We start from the raw sequence: 17,118 nt of genomic DNA on the forward strand, positions 1-17,118 counted from the left end.
AGGGAGCCACCGATGAAAATCATGCCTGCGCCCAGTCGTCGCAACGCGGCAGCGCATCCTTGCGAGCAGTGCTTCCAGAGCCGGTTCTGTCTGCCCATCGCACTGCCTCAAGATGAATCGGCATGCATGCGCGACATCATGCAAGCCACGGTGCGCATGCACAAGGGCGAGGCGCTGTTCAAGGCGGGCCAGCCGGTCAACAAACTCTACTCGGTGCATGCGGGCTCGTTCAAGCCGGTGGTCAGCAGCCCCGATGGACGCCAACAGATCGTTGGCTTTCACGTCGCGGGAGAGTTGATGGGGCTGGAGAGCTTCGCCATGAAAACCTTCGCGACCGATGGCGTGGCGCTGGAAGACAGCGAGGCCTGCGAAATCGATGTCGGCATCCTGGAACGGCACGCCGCCTCATCGCCGGCCCTGCAGCACCAGATTCATCGCCTGATCGGCAACCGGCTGGCGAACGCCCAGCAAAACCAGTTCGCCCTGGGCAGCATGCATGCCGAGGAGCGGCTGGTGCGCTTCCTTCTCGATCTGTCCCAACGCTACAGGGCGCGCGGGCTCTCGCCCGATGCCTTCGTGTTGAGCATGACGCGGCAAGACATCGCCAGCTATCTGGGTTTGAAGCTGGAGACGGTCAGCAGGTTGATGACGCACCTCCATCGCGATGGGCTCCTGGAGGTGATGCAGCGCCAGGTCCGCATCGCCAACCGCGACGGCCTGACCGCTCTGCTGACGCCGCCGGAGCATGAACGGACTGCAAGGCAGGCTCCACGGTGCCATTTGTCGGGCTTTGGGACGCGAAATTCCACCGCGCATGGTTGATGCGGCCTCTCAAGGAAACGCAGGGCCGCCCCAAGTTTCCTTGACCCCTACGTGGGGCGTGATCGGCGAGCCGACCCTGGGGGCGCTCAAAGAGGCAGGGCACCCGCTAAAGACTGTATATAAAAACAGTTAACATGGCCTTCCGGCTGCTCAACGCCACGCCCATGGCGGGCCGTGGCAGGTGCGCCGGGGTTTGGGGTGCTGGCCATGTTGCGTTGTCTGCTCGTCGATTTCAATGCCTACTTCGCCTCGGTGGAGCAGCAGGCGCGGCCGGAGCTGCGCGGGCGGCCGGTGGGGGTGGTGCCGATGATGGCCGACACCACCTGCTGCATCGCCGCCAGCTACGAGGCCAAGGCCTTCGGCGTGAAGACCGGCACCCAGGTGACCGAGGCGCGCAAGCTCTGCCCCGGCATGGTGTTCGTCGAGGCGCGGCATGCGCTGTACGTGGAGTTCCACCACCGCGCCATCGCCGCGGTGGACCGGGTGGCGCCGGTGGAGCGGGTGCTGTCCATCGACGAGATGGCCTGCGGCCTGCCCATGGGCTGGAGCAGCCGCGAGCGCGCCACCGCGCTGGCGCTGCGCATCAAGGCCGGGCTGCGCGAGGCGCTGGGTGAATGCCTGCGCGTGTCGGTGGGCATTGCGCCCAATGTATTCCTGGCGAAACAGGCGTCGAACCTGCAAAAGCCCGACGGCCTGGTGGTGCTGGACGACACCGACCTGCCCGGCCCGCTGTTGCGCATGAAGCTCGACGACCTCACCGGCATCAACCGCGGCATGCTGGCGCGGCTGCACGCGCATGGGCTGACCACGGTGGCGCAGCTGTGGCGCGCGCGGCGCGAGCAACTCCACACCATCTGGGGCGGTGTCGGTGGCGACGACTTCCACGACCAGCTCCACGGCCTGCCGGTGCAACGCCTGGCCAGCCCGCGCCGCACCCTGAGCCACAGCCACGTGCTGCCACCCGAGCAGCGCAACCGCGACGACGCCTGCGCCGTGCTCGACCGACTGACGCAAAAAGCCGCCATGCGCCTGCGCCGCGAAGGCCTGGTGGCCGGCGCCATGAGCGTGGGCCTGCGCTGCGCCGCCCGCGGCCAGGCATCGCAGCGTTGGGAACAGGCCGCACGCATGGCGCACACGCAGGACACCCAGACCCTGCTGCACACCCTGGCCGCGCTCTGGGCGGGTTTGCCGCCGCGGCTGCCGCCGCCATTCAAGGTCGGCATGGTGCTGCACGACTTGCTGCCGCTGGCGCAAAGCAGCGCCGGCCTGTTCGATGACGACAGCCGCCGCAGCGGCCTGTGGCAGGCGGTGGATGCGCTGAACCTGCGCTATGGCAAGCACACCGTCTATTGCGGCAGCGCCCACCGCGCCCGCGACAGCGCGCCCATGCGCATCGCCTTCAACCGCATTCCCGACCTCGGCACCGAGGCGTGAGCCCTGTGGATGCCGGGGGCGCCATGGCATCGCCCTGACAGGCCTTCGACGGACATCCGCCAACACCGCGAGGCAAACGTCCTGCCCAACTCTCCGCTCCCAAGGCAACGAAGGGCGGTTCCCGAGTTTTCTTGACCCCTCCCCGGGGGGGCCGCTTGCGGGCTGCTGGGGGCGCTATGGAGGGGGCTGCATGGTCGTGCCGATGCTGTTCGATCGTGGCAAAGGCGCAGACTCCTGATCCGCCAGCGCCCGGTCGGGTGGACCGAACAGTTGCACCAGCCGCTGGCGCAGCCCGCGTGCGCGTGCAGCGTCGCGCAGCATGGCGATCCATTCGTGAAAGGTGAGGGTGATGGGGTTATGGCTGCGGATCGGATGGACGATGCCGTAGACGCAGGGATGGGCCGGATCTTCCGGCGTGAAGCTGCCGAACAGCTTGTCCCACACGATGAACACGCCCGCGTAGTTGCGGTCGAGGTATTGCGGGTTGCGGGCGTGGTGCACGCGGTGGTGCGAAGGGGTGTTGAACACATGCTCCAGCCAGCCGAGCTGGCCCACCGCCTCGGTGTGGACGAAGAACTGGAAGGCCAGATTGATGGCGACCACGGCGACGATGTGCGCAGGGGCGAAGCCGATCCACGCCAGCGGCAGCCAGAACAGCCACATGCCCGAGATGGGGTAGGCGAGGCTCTGGCGGAACGCGGTGGAGAGGTTGAGCCGCTCCGACGAATGGTGAGTGACATGCGAGGCCCACAGCCAGCGCACGCGGTGGCTGGTGCGGTGAAACCAATAGTAGAAAAAGTCCTGGGCGACGACGAGCAAAACCACACTCCACCAGGTGGCGGGAATGTTGAACAGACGATGCTGCCAGAGCCCGACGAACAGGCCGAAGGTGAGCAGCCAGGCCACCGCGTCCGAGGCCTGGTGCATCAGCGCCAGGGCGGCGTTGGAGGTGGTGTCCGCCCAGGTGTAGTTGCTGCGGCCCATGCGCCTGAAATGCCAGGCTTCCCAGGCGATGAAGCCGAGGAAGACCGGGCCGAGCAAGAGCAGGATGGGGTTGTCCATGCGGTGTTGAGTTCGGCTCTAAACCGGCGTGGTGGCGAGACTTGCGGCGCATGCACGCGCCATCGCATCCAGGCTGCGCTGCATGGCGGGCTGCATGCAGCAGCGCAGCAGCAAGGCAACGAAGGGCTGTGACAGCGCCGCGCGCGGGGTGAAGGTGTAGCGCCATTCCACCGCGCAGCCGCGGGCGGCGCCGGTGGCATCGGTGGTGTGGGCGAAGGTCCAGCTGGCAACGCCTTGGCGCACCAGCCAGGAGAAGGGCGGGCGAAAGCCGCTCAGGGTGTAGGCATGCAGGTGAGGGCGTTGCAGGGCGGTGACGCGTTCGGTGAGCACCGAGCCGTCGCTGTTGGCAACGCGCCGCTCGCACCCCAGGGCCAGTGGCGACAGCAGGGTGATGGAGCGGATGGACGGAATCAGCCCGTAGCCGCGAAACAGGGGTGGAAAACGCACCGGGTCGGCCGAGAGATCGAACGCGGCCTCGGCGCTGCAGGGCAGGGTGGCTTGGGCCGTGCAGGACAGGGACATGGACATCGGGTGGTGTCGAAGCGGGCCGGCCCTGGCTGCTTACGCCCCAAGCCCCGACGCGCTCGGCGCCGCGCGGCACACGGCGGCGAGCTTGTTGCCGTCGGGGTCGCGCACGTAGGCGGCGTAGAAGTCGGGGCCGTAATGCGGGCGCAGGCCGGGCGCGCCTTCGTTCGTGCCGCCTTGGGCGAGGGCTGCGGCGTGAAAGGCATCCACCTGCGCCCGCGTGCGCGCGGCCAGCGCCACCATGGTGCCGTTGCCGGCGCTCGCGGGCTGGCCGTTGAAGGGCTGGCACAGCCACAACGCCAGTTCCTGCCGCCCGTCGTCGAGATAGGTGCCCCAACCGGCTTCGTCATCGGACGCATCGTTCCCCGTGTCACAACGCGCATGGCCGAGCGCAGCCATCACCGGATCGTAGAAGCGCACGGCCCGGGCCAGATCGTTGGTGCCGAGCATGAGGTAGGTGAACATGGGGTGCAATCAGTTGGATTTCACTGCGCCGCTTTTCGCCATGCTCTTGCGTGGTGACTGCGTGGGGATGGCTGCGCTGTGCCGATCGACATAGGCGTCGAGCAAGTGGCGGATCATGCGTTGATACTGCGTGTGATTTCGGGGCGCTTCAAGTTTGAAGAACTCCACACTCTTCTTGCTCAGGGCCAGGGTGACTTTGACGCCTTCGTCACGCAGGCCAAGTTGCGCGGGCGGTGGCAAAAAATCAGGAATGATCCGCACCTCGCCGAGAGGCTCATCGGTGCAATGAATTTTCCTGCGCATAAAGAGCTTTTCCTTTGCGCCAATAACACCAGCGCCAATGATGCGAATGACATGGTTGCGGTGGGTGAACCGCACCGGGTGAGGATGCCACTGCCAACTTTGCCGAAGCAGTAAAAACGTTCTTCGGTCTGACCAGGGTTGATCGTGGTGGTTGCTCACGCAAAAATCTTCCCCGGATTCAAGATGCCATTCGGGTCGAGGGCCTGCTTGATGGCGCGCATCACGTCCAGCGCGTCGTCGCCCGCTTCTTCGCGCAGGAACTCCTGTTTGTGCAGGCCGATGCCGTGTTCGCCGCTGCAGGTGCCGCCGAGTTTCAGCGCCCGGCGCACCAACTGCGCATTGAGGCGTTCGGCCAATTCGCGTTCTTCGGGTTTGGCCGGGTCGAGCAGGTAGCCGATGTGGTAGTTGCCGTCGCCCACATGGCCGACGACGAAGTAGGGCAGGCCAGCTGCTTCGGCCTCGGCGATGGTGGCGTTGATGCTCTCGGCCAGGCGCGAGATGGGCACGCAGGTGTCGGTGGTGACGCAGCGGCAGCCGGGCTTGGTTTGCAACGCGGAGAAGTAGGCGTGATGCCGCGCCTTCCACAAGCGGGTGCGTTCTTCCGGCGTGTCGGCCCAGGCGAAGTCGGAGCCGCCATAATCCGCGGCGATGCCCTGCACGCTCTGGGCCTGCTCGCGCACGCCTGCGGGCGAGCCGTGGAATTCCATCAGCAGCAAGGGTTGCTCGGGCAGGCCGAGGTGGTCGTGGGCGTTGACGGCGCGCACCGCGCCGGGGTCCATCAGCTCGACGCGGGCGATGGGGATGCCGGCCTGGATGATGGCGATGGTGCAGTCCACCGCCTGCGCCACGTCGGGGAAGGAGCACACGGCGGCGGCCACGGCCTCGGGCTGGGGATACAGCCGCAGCGTGACCTCGGTGACGATGCCCAGCGTGCCCTCGCTGCCGACGAACAGGCGCGTGAGGTCGTAGCCCGCGCTGCTCTTGCGCGCCAGCGTGCCGGTGCGCACCACGCGGCCATCGGCCAGCACCACGGTGAGCGCCAGCACGTTCTCGCGCATGGTGCCGTAGCGCACGGCGTTGGTGCCCGAGGCGCGCGTCGCGGTCATGCCGCCCAGGGTCGCGTCGGCACCGGGGTCGATGGGGAAGAACAGCCCGGTGTGGCGCAACTCCTCGTTCAACTGCATGCGCGTCACCCCGGCCTGCACCTTGACCAGCATGTCGGCGGCGGCGACATCGAGCACGCGGTTCATGCTGGTGAGGTCGAGGCTGATGCCGCCCTGCACCGCGAGCAACTGGCCTTCGAGCGAGGAGCCCGCGCCGAAGGCGATGACCGGCACGCCGTGCGCGGCGGCGAGCTTCACCGCGTCGGCCGCGTCGGCGGTGCTTTCGCAGAACACCACGGCGGAAGGCGGCGGCACGTCGAAGGGCGACTCGTCGCGCCCATGCTGCTCGCGCACGGCCAGCGCGGTGGAGAGTTGCGCACCGAAACGCATGGCCAGGGCGTCGAGCAGGGCGGGTGGGGTGGGGCGGGTGAGCGTTTGGGACGTAGCCGGTGCGTTCATCATGGTCTCCTTCGAGGCAGTCTGATTGTCGAGGGCAACGCCGAACGGGTTCCTCGCGCCGCACGCATCCGTGTCTGCCTGGTTTGGACGCCCTGCATGGCATTCCAAACCGAGGCCCGCGTACTCACGACGACGCATTCAACGTCACCTTGGACAAGAATACGCTGTTGCCGTCAGCGGCGCCGACTTGAAAGGGAAGCAACCATGGGACACCGCCTCACCGCCATCACCACCCGCACCGGCGACGCCGGCACCACCGGCCTGGGCGACGGCAGCCGACGCTCCAAGGCCGACGACCGCATCCACGCCCTGGGCGAGGTGGATGAACTGAACTCCCACATCGGCCTGCTGCTCACCGAGCCGATGGACGACGCGATTCGCGAACTGCTGCTGCAGGTGCAGCACGACTTGTTCGACCTCGGCGGCGAACTCGCGGTGCCGGGCATGACCCTGGTGCAGGACGCCCATGTGCGGCGCCTGGACGCGGCGCTGGCGCGCTACAACCCGCTGCTGCCGCCGCTGAAGGAATTCATCCTGCCCGGCGGCACGCGCGCCGCCAGCCTCGCCCATGTGTGCCGCACCGTGGCGCGGCGCGCCGAGCGGGCGGTGGTGGCGGTGATGCGCGCTGTCCAGCCGCAGGCTGGCGCTGCCACGGCCACGCCAGCGGCGCTTGCCGACCTCGCCCGCCCCTTGCAATACCTCAACCGCTTGTCGGACCTGTTGTTCGTGCTGGCGCGCAGCCTCAACCGCGCCGGAGCCGAAGGCAGCACCGAGGTGTACTGGAAACACGAACGCAAGGCCAGGCCCTAGGAGACTGTCGGACTTTGCGGTCTTCCGGATGAAGACGCTATCCGAGACAATTGCTGCTGCACAACCGAGAGCCCGAGCCGATGAGCCGCTTCGTCCCTGTTGACCGAGACACCGCATATCTGTTGCCACCGTCGGTGGACGAATGGCTGCCCACTGATCACTTGGCGCGCTTCGTGGTCGAAGTCATCGAGCAGCTTGATCTGGGCGATCTGGCCCGACAGTACGCAGGCCGGGGCTCGGCGGCGCACCATCCGGCGGTGCTGCTGGGCCTGCTGATCTACGGCTACGCCAACGGCGTGCACTCCAGCCGCAAGATCGAGCGGGCGACCTACGACTCGGTGGCGTTCCGCTTTGTTGCGGCCAATACCCACCCCGATCACGACACGCTGGCGACGTTCCGCCGCCGCTTCTTGAAGGAGGTGGAGGCACTGTTCGTGCAGGTGCTGGTTCTGGCGCGCGAGATGAAGCTGCTCAAGCTCGGACACATCGCGCTGGATGGCACCAAGATCGACGCCAACGCCAGCAAGCACAAGGCCTTGTCGTGGGCTCATGCCAACAAGATCGAGGCGCAGCTGCGCCAGGAAGTACAAACGCTGCTGGCGCTGGCAGAGAACAGCGACCGCGCGACGGTACCCGACGGCATGGATGTGCCGGCGGAGATCGCCCTGCGTGCAGATCGCTTGAGCGCAATCGCGCAGGCCAAGGCCAAGATCGAGCAGCGCGCCAGCGAACGCCATCAGGTCGAGCAGCAGGAGTACGAGGCCAAGACCGCCAAGCGCCAAGCCCAGCGCGAGGCGGGCAAGAAGCCGCGCGGCAAGGACCCTGAGCCGCCAGAGGCCGGCCCCCGGAGCAGCGATCAGGTCAACCTCACGGATGAAGAGTCGCGCATCATGCCCGTGTCGGGTGGGGGCTTCGAGCAAAGCTACAACGCACAAGCCGGCGTGGACATCGCGACGATGATGGTGATCACCCAGCATGTGAGCCAGGCATCCAACGACAAGCGCGAAGTTGTGCCTACGCTGCAGCAGATCCAAGCGTTACCCGCGGTGCTGGGCGAGGTGCACACGCTCATCACGGACAACGGCTTCTTCAGCCAAGCCAACGTGATCGCGTGCAACGACGCGGGTATCGAGCCGCTGCTGGCGCTCAAGCGGGAGTCGCATCACACGCCGGTGATGGGGCGCTTTGCACCCGATGTGCCCGAGCCCCAGACGACGGATCCGCTCGTGCAGATGGCACACCGCCTGGGCACGCAAGCAGGCCGAGCCCTGTACGGCCTGCGCAAGCAGACAGTGGAGCCGGTGTTCGGCATCATCAAGCAAGTGATGGGTTGGCGCCAGATGAGCATGCGCGGGCTGGCCAAGGCACAAGGCGAATGGAGCTTGGTGACCATGGCTTGGAACATCAAGCGCATGCACGTCCTGCGAGCCGCGTGAGGGCAATAGTGCGCCCCGACCACGCCAAAACCGAGTCCCCAGGCCGCCCCATGTGCCCTCACAGTGTCTCGCCAACCATCGAGAGCGTTCGATCAGCGCGCCGCTGTCAAAAAAAACGCGTCGCACTGATCAATCGGATTCGCTCGGGTTCAAGTCCGACAGCCTCCTAGTGAGCTTTCCAGAACAGGCGAGAGACTCGAAGCAGCGCACCGAGCTTTCCCTCCTGGCCTCCCCCACCAGTGGGGGAGGTGAAAGCTGCGCTGCGCGAAGCTTCTGGATGCCCCTCCTGGCCTCCGCCACCTCGCGGGGGAGGAGCCCGCCCCCTCCCCATGCGTGGGGAGGGTTGGGGAGGGGATGAATTCGGACGGCCACGGACCGGGGAAACATCAATCGAGTAGGTCCGGCTCTTGCCGCATGGCGTGACCACTTGGCTGGTGGTTTCCTGCCAGCAAAACTTCAACACAAACGCCTCACGCGGCGTTCATGCGGCTCGGGCATGATGCGGCCTGTTCACAATGTGGTCTGCACATACCCCCAGGAGGCATGCGGGCCGGGAACGATTGGACAATGCGCCAACCGCGCTGCGGTCAGCCGGCCACCATGCCTTGGCCGGCCACCATGCCTTGCTTGTGTCTCGCCTTTCATCCGAACCCTGCCCATGACCCCATCCGGCCCACGCCCCGATCCTGCTCCGACCTCCGTTGCCCGGCCGGCCGGGCGTCGCTGGCCCTGGTTGCTGCCGTTGGCCATCCTGGCGGCAGGAGCCATGCTGTGGTGGCGCGTGGGCGATGTGAGCAACACCCAGAAAGGTCCGCCCGGCATGTCCGGCAAGCAGCCACCGCAGCCGGTGACGGCGGCCGTCGCCCGCGCGCAGCCGTTACCGGTGTGGCTCAGTGCCCTGGGCACGGTGACGCCGCGCAGCCTGGTGAACGTCATGCCGCGCGTGGCGGGCCTGCTGCAAAGCGTGGATTACAAGCAGGGGCAGATGGTCAGGGCCGGGCAGTTGCTGGCGCAGATCGACCCGCGTCCGTTCCAGATCGCGGTGGAGCAGACGCAAGCCCAGGTCGAGCAGACCCGGGCGCAACTGAGCGGGGCGCAGAGCGACCTGGTGCGTTATGAAACCCTGCTCAAGCAGGACTCGATTTCCGCGCAGCAGGTGTCGGACCAGCGCGCCACCGTGGCGCAGTACAAGGCCACGCTCGACGCCAACAAGGCCGCGCTCGACAACGCCAAACTGCAACTCAGCTGGACCCGCATCACCGCCCCGGTGGCCGGCCTGGCCGGCCTGCGGCCGGTGGATGCGGGCAATATGGTGACCACCTCGGGCGCGGTGGGCGCGGGCAACGGTTCCAGCAGCACCACAGGCGGCAGCGTGACGCCGATCGCCACCATCGCCCAGGTGCAGCCGGTGGACGTGACCTTCGCCTTGCCGCAGCAGCAGATCGGCGAGGTGGTCGGGCGGTTGCTGGGTGCCCCGGCAAATCCGCAAGCGGATTTTGTCCCCCAAGGGGGAGGCACACGCCTGGGGCGCCCCGGCACGGCTCGCATGTCCGGCAAGCAGCTCGAAGCCCAGGCCTGGGACGCGCGCAACACCCGGCTGCTGGCGAGCGGCAAGCTGGTGGCGGCCGACAACCAGATCAACACCGCGACCGGCACGCTCAACCTGCGCGCCGAGTTCGACAACAAGAACCTGGCGCTGTTTCCCAACCAGTTCGTCAACGTTCGTCTGCTGGTGCGCACCATTCCCGATGCGGTGGTGGTGCCGACCACCGCCGTGGCCGTGGGGGCGCCTGGCACCTATGTGTATGTGATCGGCGCTGGCGACAAGGTGATGTTGCGCAAGGTGACGACGGGGGCGACCGACGGCGACCTGACGCAAATCGTCTCCGGCCTGAAGCCCGGTGAACGGGTCGTCACCGATGGTCTGGACCGCCTGCGCGATGGCCGTGAAGTGAAGGTGGTGCAGGCGCGCACTGCGGAGGCTTCGCCGACGTCGCAAAAGGGAAAGACAAAGCCGGGCGAGCATGCCAAGGCTGCGGCCAGCGGAGCGCGCTGAGCATGAGCGGGCAGCAGACCGACGACTCCCCACCCCAGCCCTCATCGCAGGCGGGGAGGGAGCCAACCCCTCCCACACAGCGCGGGGAAGGCGGGGAGGGGCATCCAGAAGCTTCGCGCAGCGCAGCTTTCACCTCCCCCACTGGAGGGGGAGGCCGGGAGGGGGGGGCTGGCGCCGACCGCCCCAGTCCGTCGCGGCTGTTCATCCTGCGGCCCATCGCCACCACGCTGCTGATGATCGCGGTGCTGGTGGCCGGTTTCGTCGGCTACAAGCTGCTGCCGCAGGCGGCGCTGCCGGAGGTGGACTACCCCACCATCCAGGTCACCACCCTCTACCCCGGGGCCAGCCCGAATGTGATGACATCCTCCGTCACCGCGCCGCTTGAGCAGCAGTTCGGGCAGATGCCGGGGCTGGCGCAAATGTGGTCGGTGAGCTCCGGCGGGGCGTCGGTCATCACCCTGCGTTTCGATTTGTCGCTGTCGCTCGACGTGGCCGAGCAGGAGGTGCAGGCGGCGATCAACGCCGCCGGCAGCCTGCTGCCCACCGACCTGCCGCAGCCGCCCATCTACGCCAAGGTCAACCCGGCGGACGCGCCCGTCATCACCCTGGGGCTGACCTCGGACTCGCTGCCCCTCACCACGCTCTACGACCTGGCCGACACGCGCTTGAGCCAGAAGCTCTCGCAGGTCTCGGGCGTGGGCCTGGTCACGCTGTCCGGCGGCCACAAGCCTGCCGTGCGCGTCACGGTCAACGCGCAGGCCCTGGCGGCGCTGGGCTTGAGCCTGGACAGCATTCGCACCGCCATCACCGGGGCCAACGTCAACAGCCCCAAGGGCAGCATCAGCGGAAGCCGGCAATCCTTCACCATCGACGCCAACGACCAGTTGCAGTCGCCCGAGCAATACCGGCAGATGATCATCGCCTACAACAACGGCGCGCCGGTGCGCCTGGGCGATGTCGCCACCATCGACACCGGCCCCGAGAACGCCTGGCAGGCGGCCCTGGTCAATGGCAAACCTGGCATCGTCATCAACGTGCAGCGCCAGCCTGGCGCCAACGTCATCGCCGTGGTCGACAGCATTCAGCAGCTGCTGCCCAGCCTGCAGCAGCAACTGCCCGCCGCGGCGCGGCTCTCGGTGCTGTCGGACCGCACCGTCACCATTCGCGCCGCCATCAGCGACGTCAAGTTCGAACTCCTGCTCGCCGTGGCCCTGGTGGTGCTGGTCATCTTCGTCTTCTTGCGCAGCGCGCGCGCCACCTTCATTCCCGCCACGGCCGTGCCGCTGGCGCTGGTGGGAACCTTCGGCGCGATGTATCTGTTCGGCTTTTCCATCAACACCCTCACGCTCATGGCGCTGACGATTGCCACCGGCTTCGTGGTGGACGACGCCATCGTCATGATCGAGAACATCTCCCGCTACATCGAGGCCGGCGAGCCGCCGCTGCAAGCGGCGCTCAAGGGCGCGGCGCAGATCGGCTTCACCATCATCTCGCTCACCTTCTCGCTCATCGCCGTGCTCATCCCGCTGCTGTTCATGGGCGATGTGGTGGGGCGGCTGTTCCGCGAATTCGCCATCACCCTGGCGGTGGCCATCGTCATTTCGGCGGCGGTGTCGCTCACCTTCACCCCCATGCTGTCGGCGCGGCTGCTGCGCCATGTGCCCGAGCACGAACAGGGCCGCCTGTTCCGCGCCACCGGCCATGCCTTCGAGCGCCTGACCGAGGGCTACACCCGGGCGCTCGGCTGGGTGCTGCGCCACCAGCCGCTGGTGCTGCTGGCGGCGCTGGCGACGCTGGTGCTCACGGTGTTTCTCTACATCGCCATTCCCAAGGGCTTCTTTCCGGTGCAGGACACCGGCCTGATTCAGGCCACCACCGTGGCGCCGCAGGACGTGTCGTTCGCCGCGATGAGCCAGCGGCAACAGACGCTGGTCGACGCGCTGCTGCAAGACCCGGCGGTGGCCAGTGTGTCTTCGGTGGTCGGCATCGACGGCACCAACACGACGATGAACACCGGGCGCCTGCTCATCAGCCTCAAGCCCTTGAGCGCACGCGTGCTGCGGGTGCAGCCGGTCATTTCTCGGCTCGACGCGCGCGCCGCGAAGGTCGAAGGCATACGCGCCTTCCTGCAGCCGGTGCAGGACCTGACCATCGACGACATCGCCAGCCGCTATCCCTACCAGTTCAGCCTCTCGGCCACCAGCCAGGCCGAGCTTTCCAGCGCCAACGCGGCGCTGATGGCCAAGCTCAAGACCCTGCCGCAGCTCGCCGGCGTCACCAGCGACCTGCAGGACCAGGGCCTGCAGGCCTATGTGGACGTGGACCGCAGCGCCGCCTCGCGTCTGGGCATCACCATGAGCGCGGTGGATAGCGCGCTCTACAGCGCCTTCGGCCAGCGCCTGGTGTCCACCATCTTCACCCAGTCGGCGCAGTACCGCGTGGTGCTGGGGGTCAGCACGACCGGCGGTGGGGCGCAGAATCCCCACGCTTCAACGGCATCGCCTTCGCTGCTGTCCGAGGGGGTGCCTGCCGCCTTGGGGCGGCCCGGCGGTGGCGGGGGGCTGGCGGCGTTCGACAACATCTACCTCGCCAGCAGCAGCGGGCGGCCGGTGCCGCTGTCGGCCATCGCCCATGTCGAGCAACGCGCCACGCCGCTGGCGGTGGATCATCTCGGCCAGTTCCCGGCGGCGCTCATTTCCTTCCAGCTCGCCCCTGGCGCCTCGCTCGGCGCGGCGGTCGATGCCATTCAGCAGGTGGCCGCGGACGCCGCGCTGCCGCCTTCGGTGGTCATCGCCTTCCAGGGCGCGGCCAGCGCCTTCCAGGCGGCGCTCTCCAACCAGCTCTGGCTGCTGCTGGCGGCGGTGGCCACCATGTACATCGTGCTGGGCGTGCTGTACGAGAGCTACATCCACCCCATCACCATTTTGTCCACGCTGCCATCGGCCGGCATCGGCGCCTTGCTGGCGCTGATGGGCACGGGGCACAACCTCACCGTCATCGCCATCATCGGCATCGTCCTGCTCATCGGCATCGTGCAGAAGAACGCCATCCTGATGGTGGACTTCGCCCTCGACGCCCAGCGCCACCAGGGGCTTGCGCCCGAGGCCGCCATGCTGCAAGCCGCGCGCCTGCGCTTGCGCCCGATTTTGATGACGACGTTCGCCGCGCTGTTCGGCGCCGTGCCGCTGGTGGTGGGCGGCGGCATGGGCGCCGAGCTGCGCCAGCCGCTGGGCATCACCATGGTGGGCGGGCTGCTGCTGTCGCAGCTGCTCACGCTGTTCACCACGCCCGTCATTTATCTCGCCTTCGACCGCCTGGCCACGCGCGCCGCGGCATGGCGGACGCGCACCTTCGGTTCCGGTCCGGGGGGCGGGCGGAACCTCCCTCTCCCAGCCGCCCCCACAGGTGGGGGCGGCGCCGCGCGATCTTCAGGCGTGCCCCCGCCGACATCCTCCACGGACGGGGAGGGGAAGCCGTGAATCTTTCCGCCCCCTTCATTCGTCGCCCGGTGGGCACCACGTTGCTGGCGCTGGCGGTGCTGCTGGCGGGCGTCATGGCCTTTCGCCTGCTGCCGGTGGCGCCGCTGCCGCAGGTGGATTTTCCGACCATCACGGTGCAGGCCAATATGGCCGGCGCCAGCCCGGCGGTGATGGCCGCCACGGTGGCCACGCCGCTGGAGCGCAGCCTGGGGACGATTGCCGGCATTTCGCAAATGACCTCCAGCAGCACGCAGGGGTCCAGCCGCATCATTCTTCAGTTCGATCTGAGCAAGGACATCAACAGCGCCGCGCGCCAGGTGCAGGCCGCCATCAACGCCGCGCGGCCGCTGCTGCCCACGGGGCTCACCGGCAACCCGACCTACCGCAAGGTGAACCCGGCGGATGCGCCGATCATGATCCTCGCGCTCACCTCCAAGAGCCTGACGCGCGGGCAGATGTACGACGCCGCCTCCACCATCCTGGCGCAGAAGATCTCGCAGGTCGCCGGCATCGGCTCGGTCACCGTGGGCGGCTCCGCGCTGCCGGCGGTGCGGGTGGAACTGGACCTGCCGCGCATCAACGGCATGGGCCTGGGGCTGGAGCAGATTCGCCAGGCCATCGCCAGCGCCAATGTGGACACGCCGAAAGGCGCGGTGGACAGCGCGGACCGCCGCTGGCAGGTGGGCGCCAACGACCAGATGACCACGCCGGCGCAGTACCGGCGCATCGTCGTGGGCTACAAGAACGGCGCGCCCATCCGGCTGGATGAAGTGGCGCAGGTCCGGGAAGGGCTGCAGAACGACCAGCACATGGGCCTGGCGAACGGCGAGCCGGCGGTGCTGCTCATCATTTTTCGCCAGCCCGGGGCCAACATCATCAGCGCCGTGGAAGGCGTGAAGGCGGCGCTGCCGCAGCTCGAAGCCTCCATTCCGGCAGGCATCGACGTGCGCATCATGTCCGACCGTACCTCCACCATCCGCGCCTCGCTGCAAGAGGTGGAGAACACCCTGCTGCTCGCCGTCATGCTGGTCATCGGCGTGGTCTGGCTGTTCCTGCGCGACTGGCGCGCCACCCTCATTCCGGCACTGGCCGTGCCGCTGTCGCTGGTGGGTACCTTCGCCGCCATGTGGCTGCTGGGCTACAGCCTCGACAACCTGTCGCTGATGGCGCTGATCGTCGCCACCGGCTTCGTCGTGGACGACGCCATCGTCGTGCTCGAAAACATCATGCGCCATGTCGAGGCCGGCATGGCGCCGCTGGACGCGGCGCTCAAGGGTGCGCGCGAAGTGGGCTTCACCGTGCTGTCCATGAGCCTGTCGCTGGTGGCCGTGTTCCTGCCGGTGCTGTTCATGGGCGGCATCGTCGGCCGGCTGTTCCACGAGTTCGCCGTCACGCTGTCGGTGGCCATCGGCATTTCGCTGCTGGTCTCCCTCACCGTCACGCCCATGCTCGCGTCGCGCTGGCTGCGCGCGAAACCCCTCCCCGCCCCAACCCTCCCCATCAGTGGGGAGGGAGTGACTTCACCTCCCCCACCCGTGGGGGAGGCCGGGAGGGGGAGTGTTGCCCGCGTGTCGCGTCTGGAGCGCGTGTGGAACGCCATTCACGGCGGCTACGCCCGCAGCCTGCGCGGGGCGCTGGCGCATCCCACGCTCATGCTGCTGCTGTTCTTCGCCACCATCGGTCTGAGCGTGTATCTCTACGCCATCGTCCCCAAGGGTTTTTTCCCGACGCAGGACACCGGCTTGTTGGTCGGTTCGGTGCAGGCCGATCAGTCCATTTCCTTTCAGGGCATGAGCAAGAAGCTGGAGCAGATCGTCGCCATCGTGCGCAAGAACGAAGGCGTGCAGAACGTGCTGGCGTTCACCGGCGGGAGCACCGCCAACAGCGGCTTCATGTTCATGCAGCTCAAGCCGCTGGACCAGCGCCGGGGGGTGCAGACCATCATCGCGCAATTGCGCAAGGCGCTCTCGAGCGTGCCGGGGGCGCAGACCTTCATGTTTCCGGTGCAGGACATTCGCGCCGGCGGCCGGCCCTCGGCGGCGCTGTACGAGTACACCCTGCAGGCCTCCGACCTGGACACCCTGCGCACCTGGGAGCCCAAGGTGCTGGCGGCGTTCAAGCGCATTCCCGGCATGAACGATGTCAACACCGACCAGCAGGCCAGCGGCCTGCAGCTCTCCCTGGTGCTCGACCGCGCGGCCGCGGCGCGCTACGGCATTTCCATAGCCACCATCGACCAGACCCTGAACGACGCCTTCGGCCAGCGCCTGGTCTCCACCATCTACGCCCCGCTCAACCAGTACCGCGTGGTGATGGAGGCGGCGCAGCAGTACCAGCAAAGCGCCTCGGCGCTGCAAGATCTTTTCCTGGTGGGCAGCAAGGGCCAGCGCGTGCCGCTCGCGGCCCTGGCGCATTACGAGCTGACGAACACTCCGCTGGCGGTGAACCACCAGGGGCTGTTCGTCTCGGCCACCCTTTCCTTCAATCTCGACAAGGGCATTGCACTCGGGCAGATGCAGGGCAAGATCGACCAGGCCATGGCCGAGATCGGCCTGCCGTCCGAGGTTCACGGCGGGTTCCAGGGCACCGCCAAGCTGTTCTCCGACACGCTGAAAAACCAGCCGCTGTTCATCATGGCGGCCATCTTCGCCATCTACATCGTGCTCGGCATCCTGTACGAAAGCACGCTGCACCCGCTCACCATTCTCTCCACCCTGCCCCCCGCGGGCGTGGGCGCGGTGCTGGCGCTTTTGATCACCCACACCGAGTTTTCCATCATCGCCCTGATCGGCGTGTTCCTGCTCATCGGCATCGTCAAAAAGAACGCCATCCTGATGGTGGACTTCGCCCTGCAGGCCGAGCGCGAGCATGGCGCCGGACCGCGCGACGCCATCTTCCAGGCTGCCACCCTGCGCCTGCGCCCCATCCTCATGACCACGCTGGCGGCGCTGTTCACCGCGCTGCCGCTGGCCTTCATCAGCGGCAACGGCGCCGAGCTGCGCCAGCCGCTGGGCATCTCCATCGCCGGCGGGCTCGTCGTCAGCCAGGCGCTGACGCTCTACACCACCCCGGTCATCTACCTCGAACTCGACCGCCTGCGGCAATGGACCCTGCGCAAATTCGGCCGCAGCGGCAATCCGGTTCCGCTCGACACTCCGGCCTGA

11 protein-coding genes and 1 pseudogene are annotated in these 17,118 nt (G+C 67.5%); 7 read left to right on the plus strand and 5 right to left on the minus strand.

Translation table 11 applies throughout. The features are described from left to right. Window positions 1–126: 126 nt before the first annotated feature. Both THIX_RS07975 and THIX_RS07980 read left to right on the plus strand, forming a co-directional pair. Window positions 127–822, plus strand: coding sequence for a helix-turn-helix domain-containing protein (locus THIX_RS07975; protein WP_233224454.1), 696 nt, complete (start codon window positions 127–129; stop codon window positions 820–822). A 207-nt stretch (window positions 823–1,029) separates the two neighbouring features. Then, the gene (locus THIX_RS07980; RefSeq protein ID WP_112485810.1) at window positions 1,030–2,256 is read left to right on the plus strand and encodes a DNA-directed DNA polymerase; all 1,227 of its coding nucleotides are present in this window, start codon (window positions 1,030–1,032) and stop codon (window positions 2,254–2,256) included. 174 nt (window positions 2,257–2,430) lie between these two features. On the opposite strand, the gene THIX_RS07985 is transcribed toward THIX_RS07980, so the two are convergent. From THIX_RS07985 to THIX_RS08005, 5 genes are read right to left on the minus strand one after another with little or no spacing between them, the layout of a single operon-like run. Next, window positions 2,431–3,318, minus strand: coding sequence for a sterol desaturase family protein (locus THIX_RS07985; protein WP_112485811.1), 888 nt, complete (start codon window positions 3,316–3,318; stop codon window positions 2,431–2,433). A gap of 18 nt (window positions 3,319–3,336) precedes the next feature. Continuing rightward, a complete protein-coding gene (locus tag THIX_RS07990) occupies window positions 3,337–3,840 on the minus strand; it encodes an SRPBCC family protein (RefSeq protein WP_158540829.1) in 504 nt (167 codons plus the stop codon). A gap of 39 nt (window positions 3,841–3,879) precedes the next feature. Beyond that, window positions 3,880–4,308 (minus strand): VOC family protein, encoded by a 429-nt coding sequence (locus THIX_RS07995; RefSeq protein ID WP_112485813.1) that lies wholly within the window; start codon window positions 4,306–4,308, stop codon window positions 3,880–3,882. 9 nt (window positions 4,309–4,317) lie between these two features. Then, window positions 4,318–4,770, minus strand: a complete 453-nt coding sequence (locus THIX_RS24060) for a hypothetical protein (protein ID WP_233224455.1) — start codon at window positions 4,768–4,770, stop codon at window positions 4,318–4,320. Next, window positions 4,767–6,173 carry an FAD-binding oxidoreductase gene (locus THIX_RS08005; protein ID WP_112488253.1) on the minus strand — a complete coding sequence of 469 codons (1,407 nt, stop codon included), beginning with the start codon at window positions 6,171–6,173 and terminating at the stop codon, window positions 4,767–4,769. The genes THIX_RS24060 and THIX_RS08005 overlap by 4 nt, the downstream gene beginning before the upstream one ends. A 204-nt stretch (window positions 6,174–6,377) precedes the next feature. Here THIX_RS08005 and THIX_RS08010 point away from each other — a divergent pair, with 204 nt between their 5' ends. The 5 genes and pseudogenes from THIX_RS08010 to THIX_RS08030 all read left to right on the plus strand — a co-directional run bounded on the left by THIX_RS08010 (window position 6,378) and on the right by THIX_RS08030 (window position 17,118). After that, on the plus strand, window positions 6,378–6,983 hold the full coding sequence (locus THIX_RS08010) for a cob(I)yrinic acid a,c-diamide adenosyltransferase (RefSeq protein ID WP_112485814.1): 606 nt from the start codon (window positions 6,378–6,380) through the stop codon (window positions 6,981–6,983). 80 nt (window positions 6,984–7,063) lie between these two features. Continuing rightward, a complete protein-coding gene (locus tag THIX_RS08015; RefSeq protein WP_112484377.1) occupies window positions 7,064–8,419 on the plus strand; it encodes an IS1182-like element ISThsp16 family transposase in 1,356 nt (451 codons plus the stop codon). Window positions 8,420–9,239: 820 nt separating this feature from the next. Beyond that, window positions 9,240–10,367, plus strand: a pseudogene (locus tag THIX_RS08020) (efflux RND transporter periplasmic adaptor subunit); the annotation flags it as partial. Between the two features lie 341 nt (window positions 10,368–10,708). Continuing rightward, entirely contained in the window at window positions 10,709–13,954 is a 3,246-nt protein-coding gene (locus tag THIX_RS08025; protein ID WP_233224725.1) for an efflux RND transporter permease subunit, read from the plus strand. Further along, window positions 13,951–17,118 carry an efflux RND transporter permease subunit gene (locus tag THIX_RS08030; protein WP_112485817.1) on the plus strand — a complete coding sequence of 1,056 codons (3,168 nt, stop codon included), beginning with the start codon at window positions 13,951–13,953 and terminating at the stop codon, window positions 17,116–17,118. The genes THIX_RS08025 and THIX_RS08030 overlap by 4 nt, the downstream gene beginning before the upstream one ends.

The organism is Thiomonas sp. X19 (genome assembly GCF_900089495.1).
Classification (GTDB): Bacteria; Pseudomonadota; Gammaproteobacteria; order Burkholderiales; family Burkholderiaceae_C; genus Thiomonas_A.

Coding starts and splice junctions, on each gene's coding strand:
- THIX_RS08015 (WP_112484377.1), top strand. CDS start 7,064: ATGAGCCGCTTCGTCCCTGTTGACCGAGACACCGCATATCTGTTGCCA.
- THIX_RS07990 (WP_158540829.1), bottom strand. CDS start 3,840: ATGTCCCTGTCCTGCACGGCCCAAGCCACCCTGCCCTGCAGCGCCGAG.
- THIX_RS08025 (WP_233224725.1), top strand. CDS start 10,709: ATGATCGCGGTGCTGGTGGCCGGTTTCGTCGGCTACAAGCTGCTGCCG.
- THIX_RS07980 (WP_112485810.1), top strand. CDS start 1,030: ATGTTGCGTTGTCTGCTCGTCGATTTCAATGCCTACTTCGCCTCGGTG.
- THIX_RS07985 (WP_112485811.1), bottom strand. CDS start 3,318: ATGGACAACCCCATCCTGCTCTTGCTCGGCCCGGTCTTCCTCGGCTTC.
- THIX_RS08005 (WP_112488253.1), bottom strand. CDS start 6,173: ATGAACGCACCGGCTACGTCCCAAACGCTCACCCGCCCCACCCCACCC.
- THIX_RS07975 (WP_233224454.1), top strand. CDS start 127: ATGCGCGACATCATGCAAGCCACGGTGCGCATGCACAAGGGCGAGGCG.
- THIX_RS07995 (WP_112485813.1), bottom strand. CDS start 4,308: ATGTTCACCTACCTCATGCTCGGCACCAACGATCTGGCCCGGGCCGTG.
- THIX_RS08010 (WP_112485814.1), top strand. CDS start 6,378: ATGGGACACCGCCTCACCGCCATCACCACCCGCACCGGCGACGCCGGC.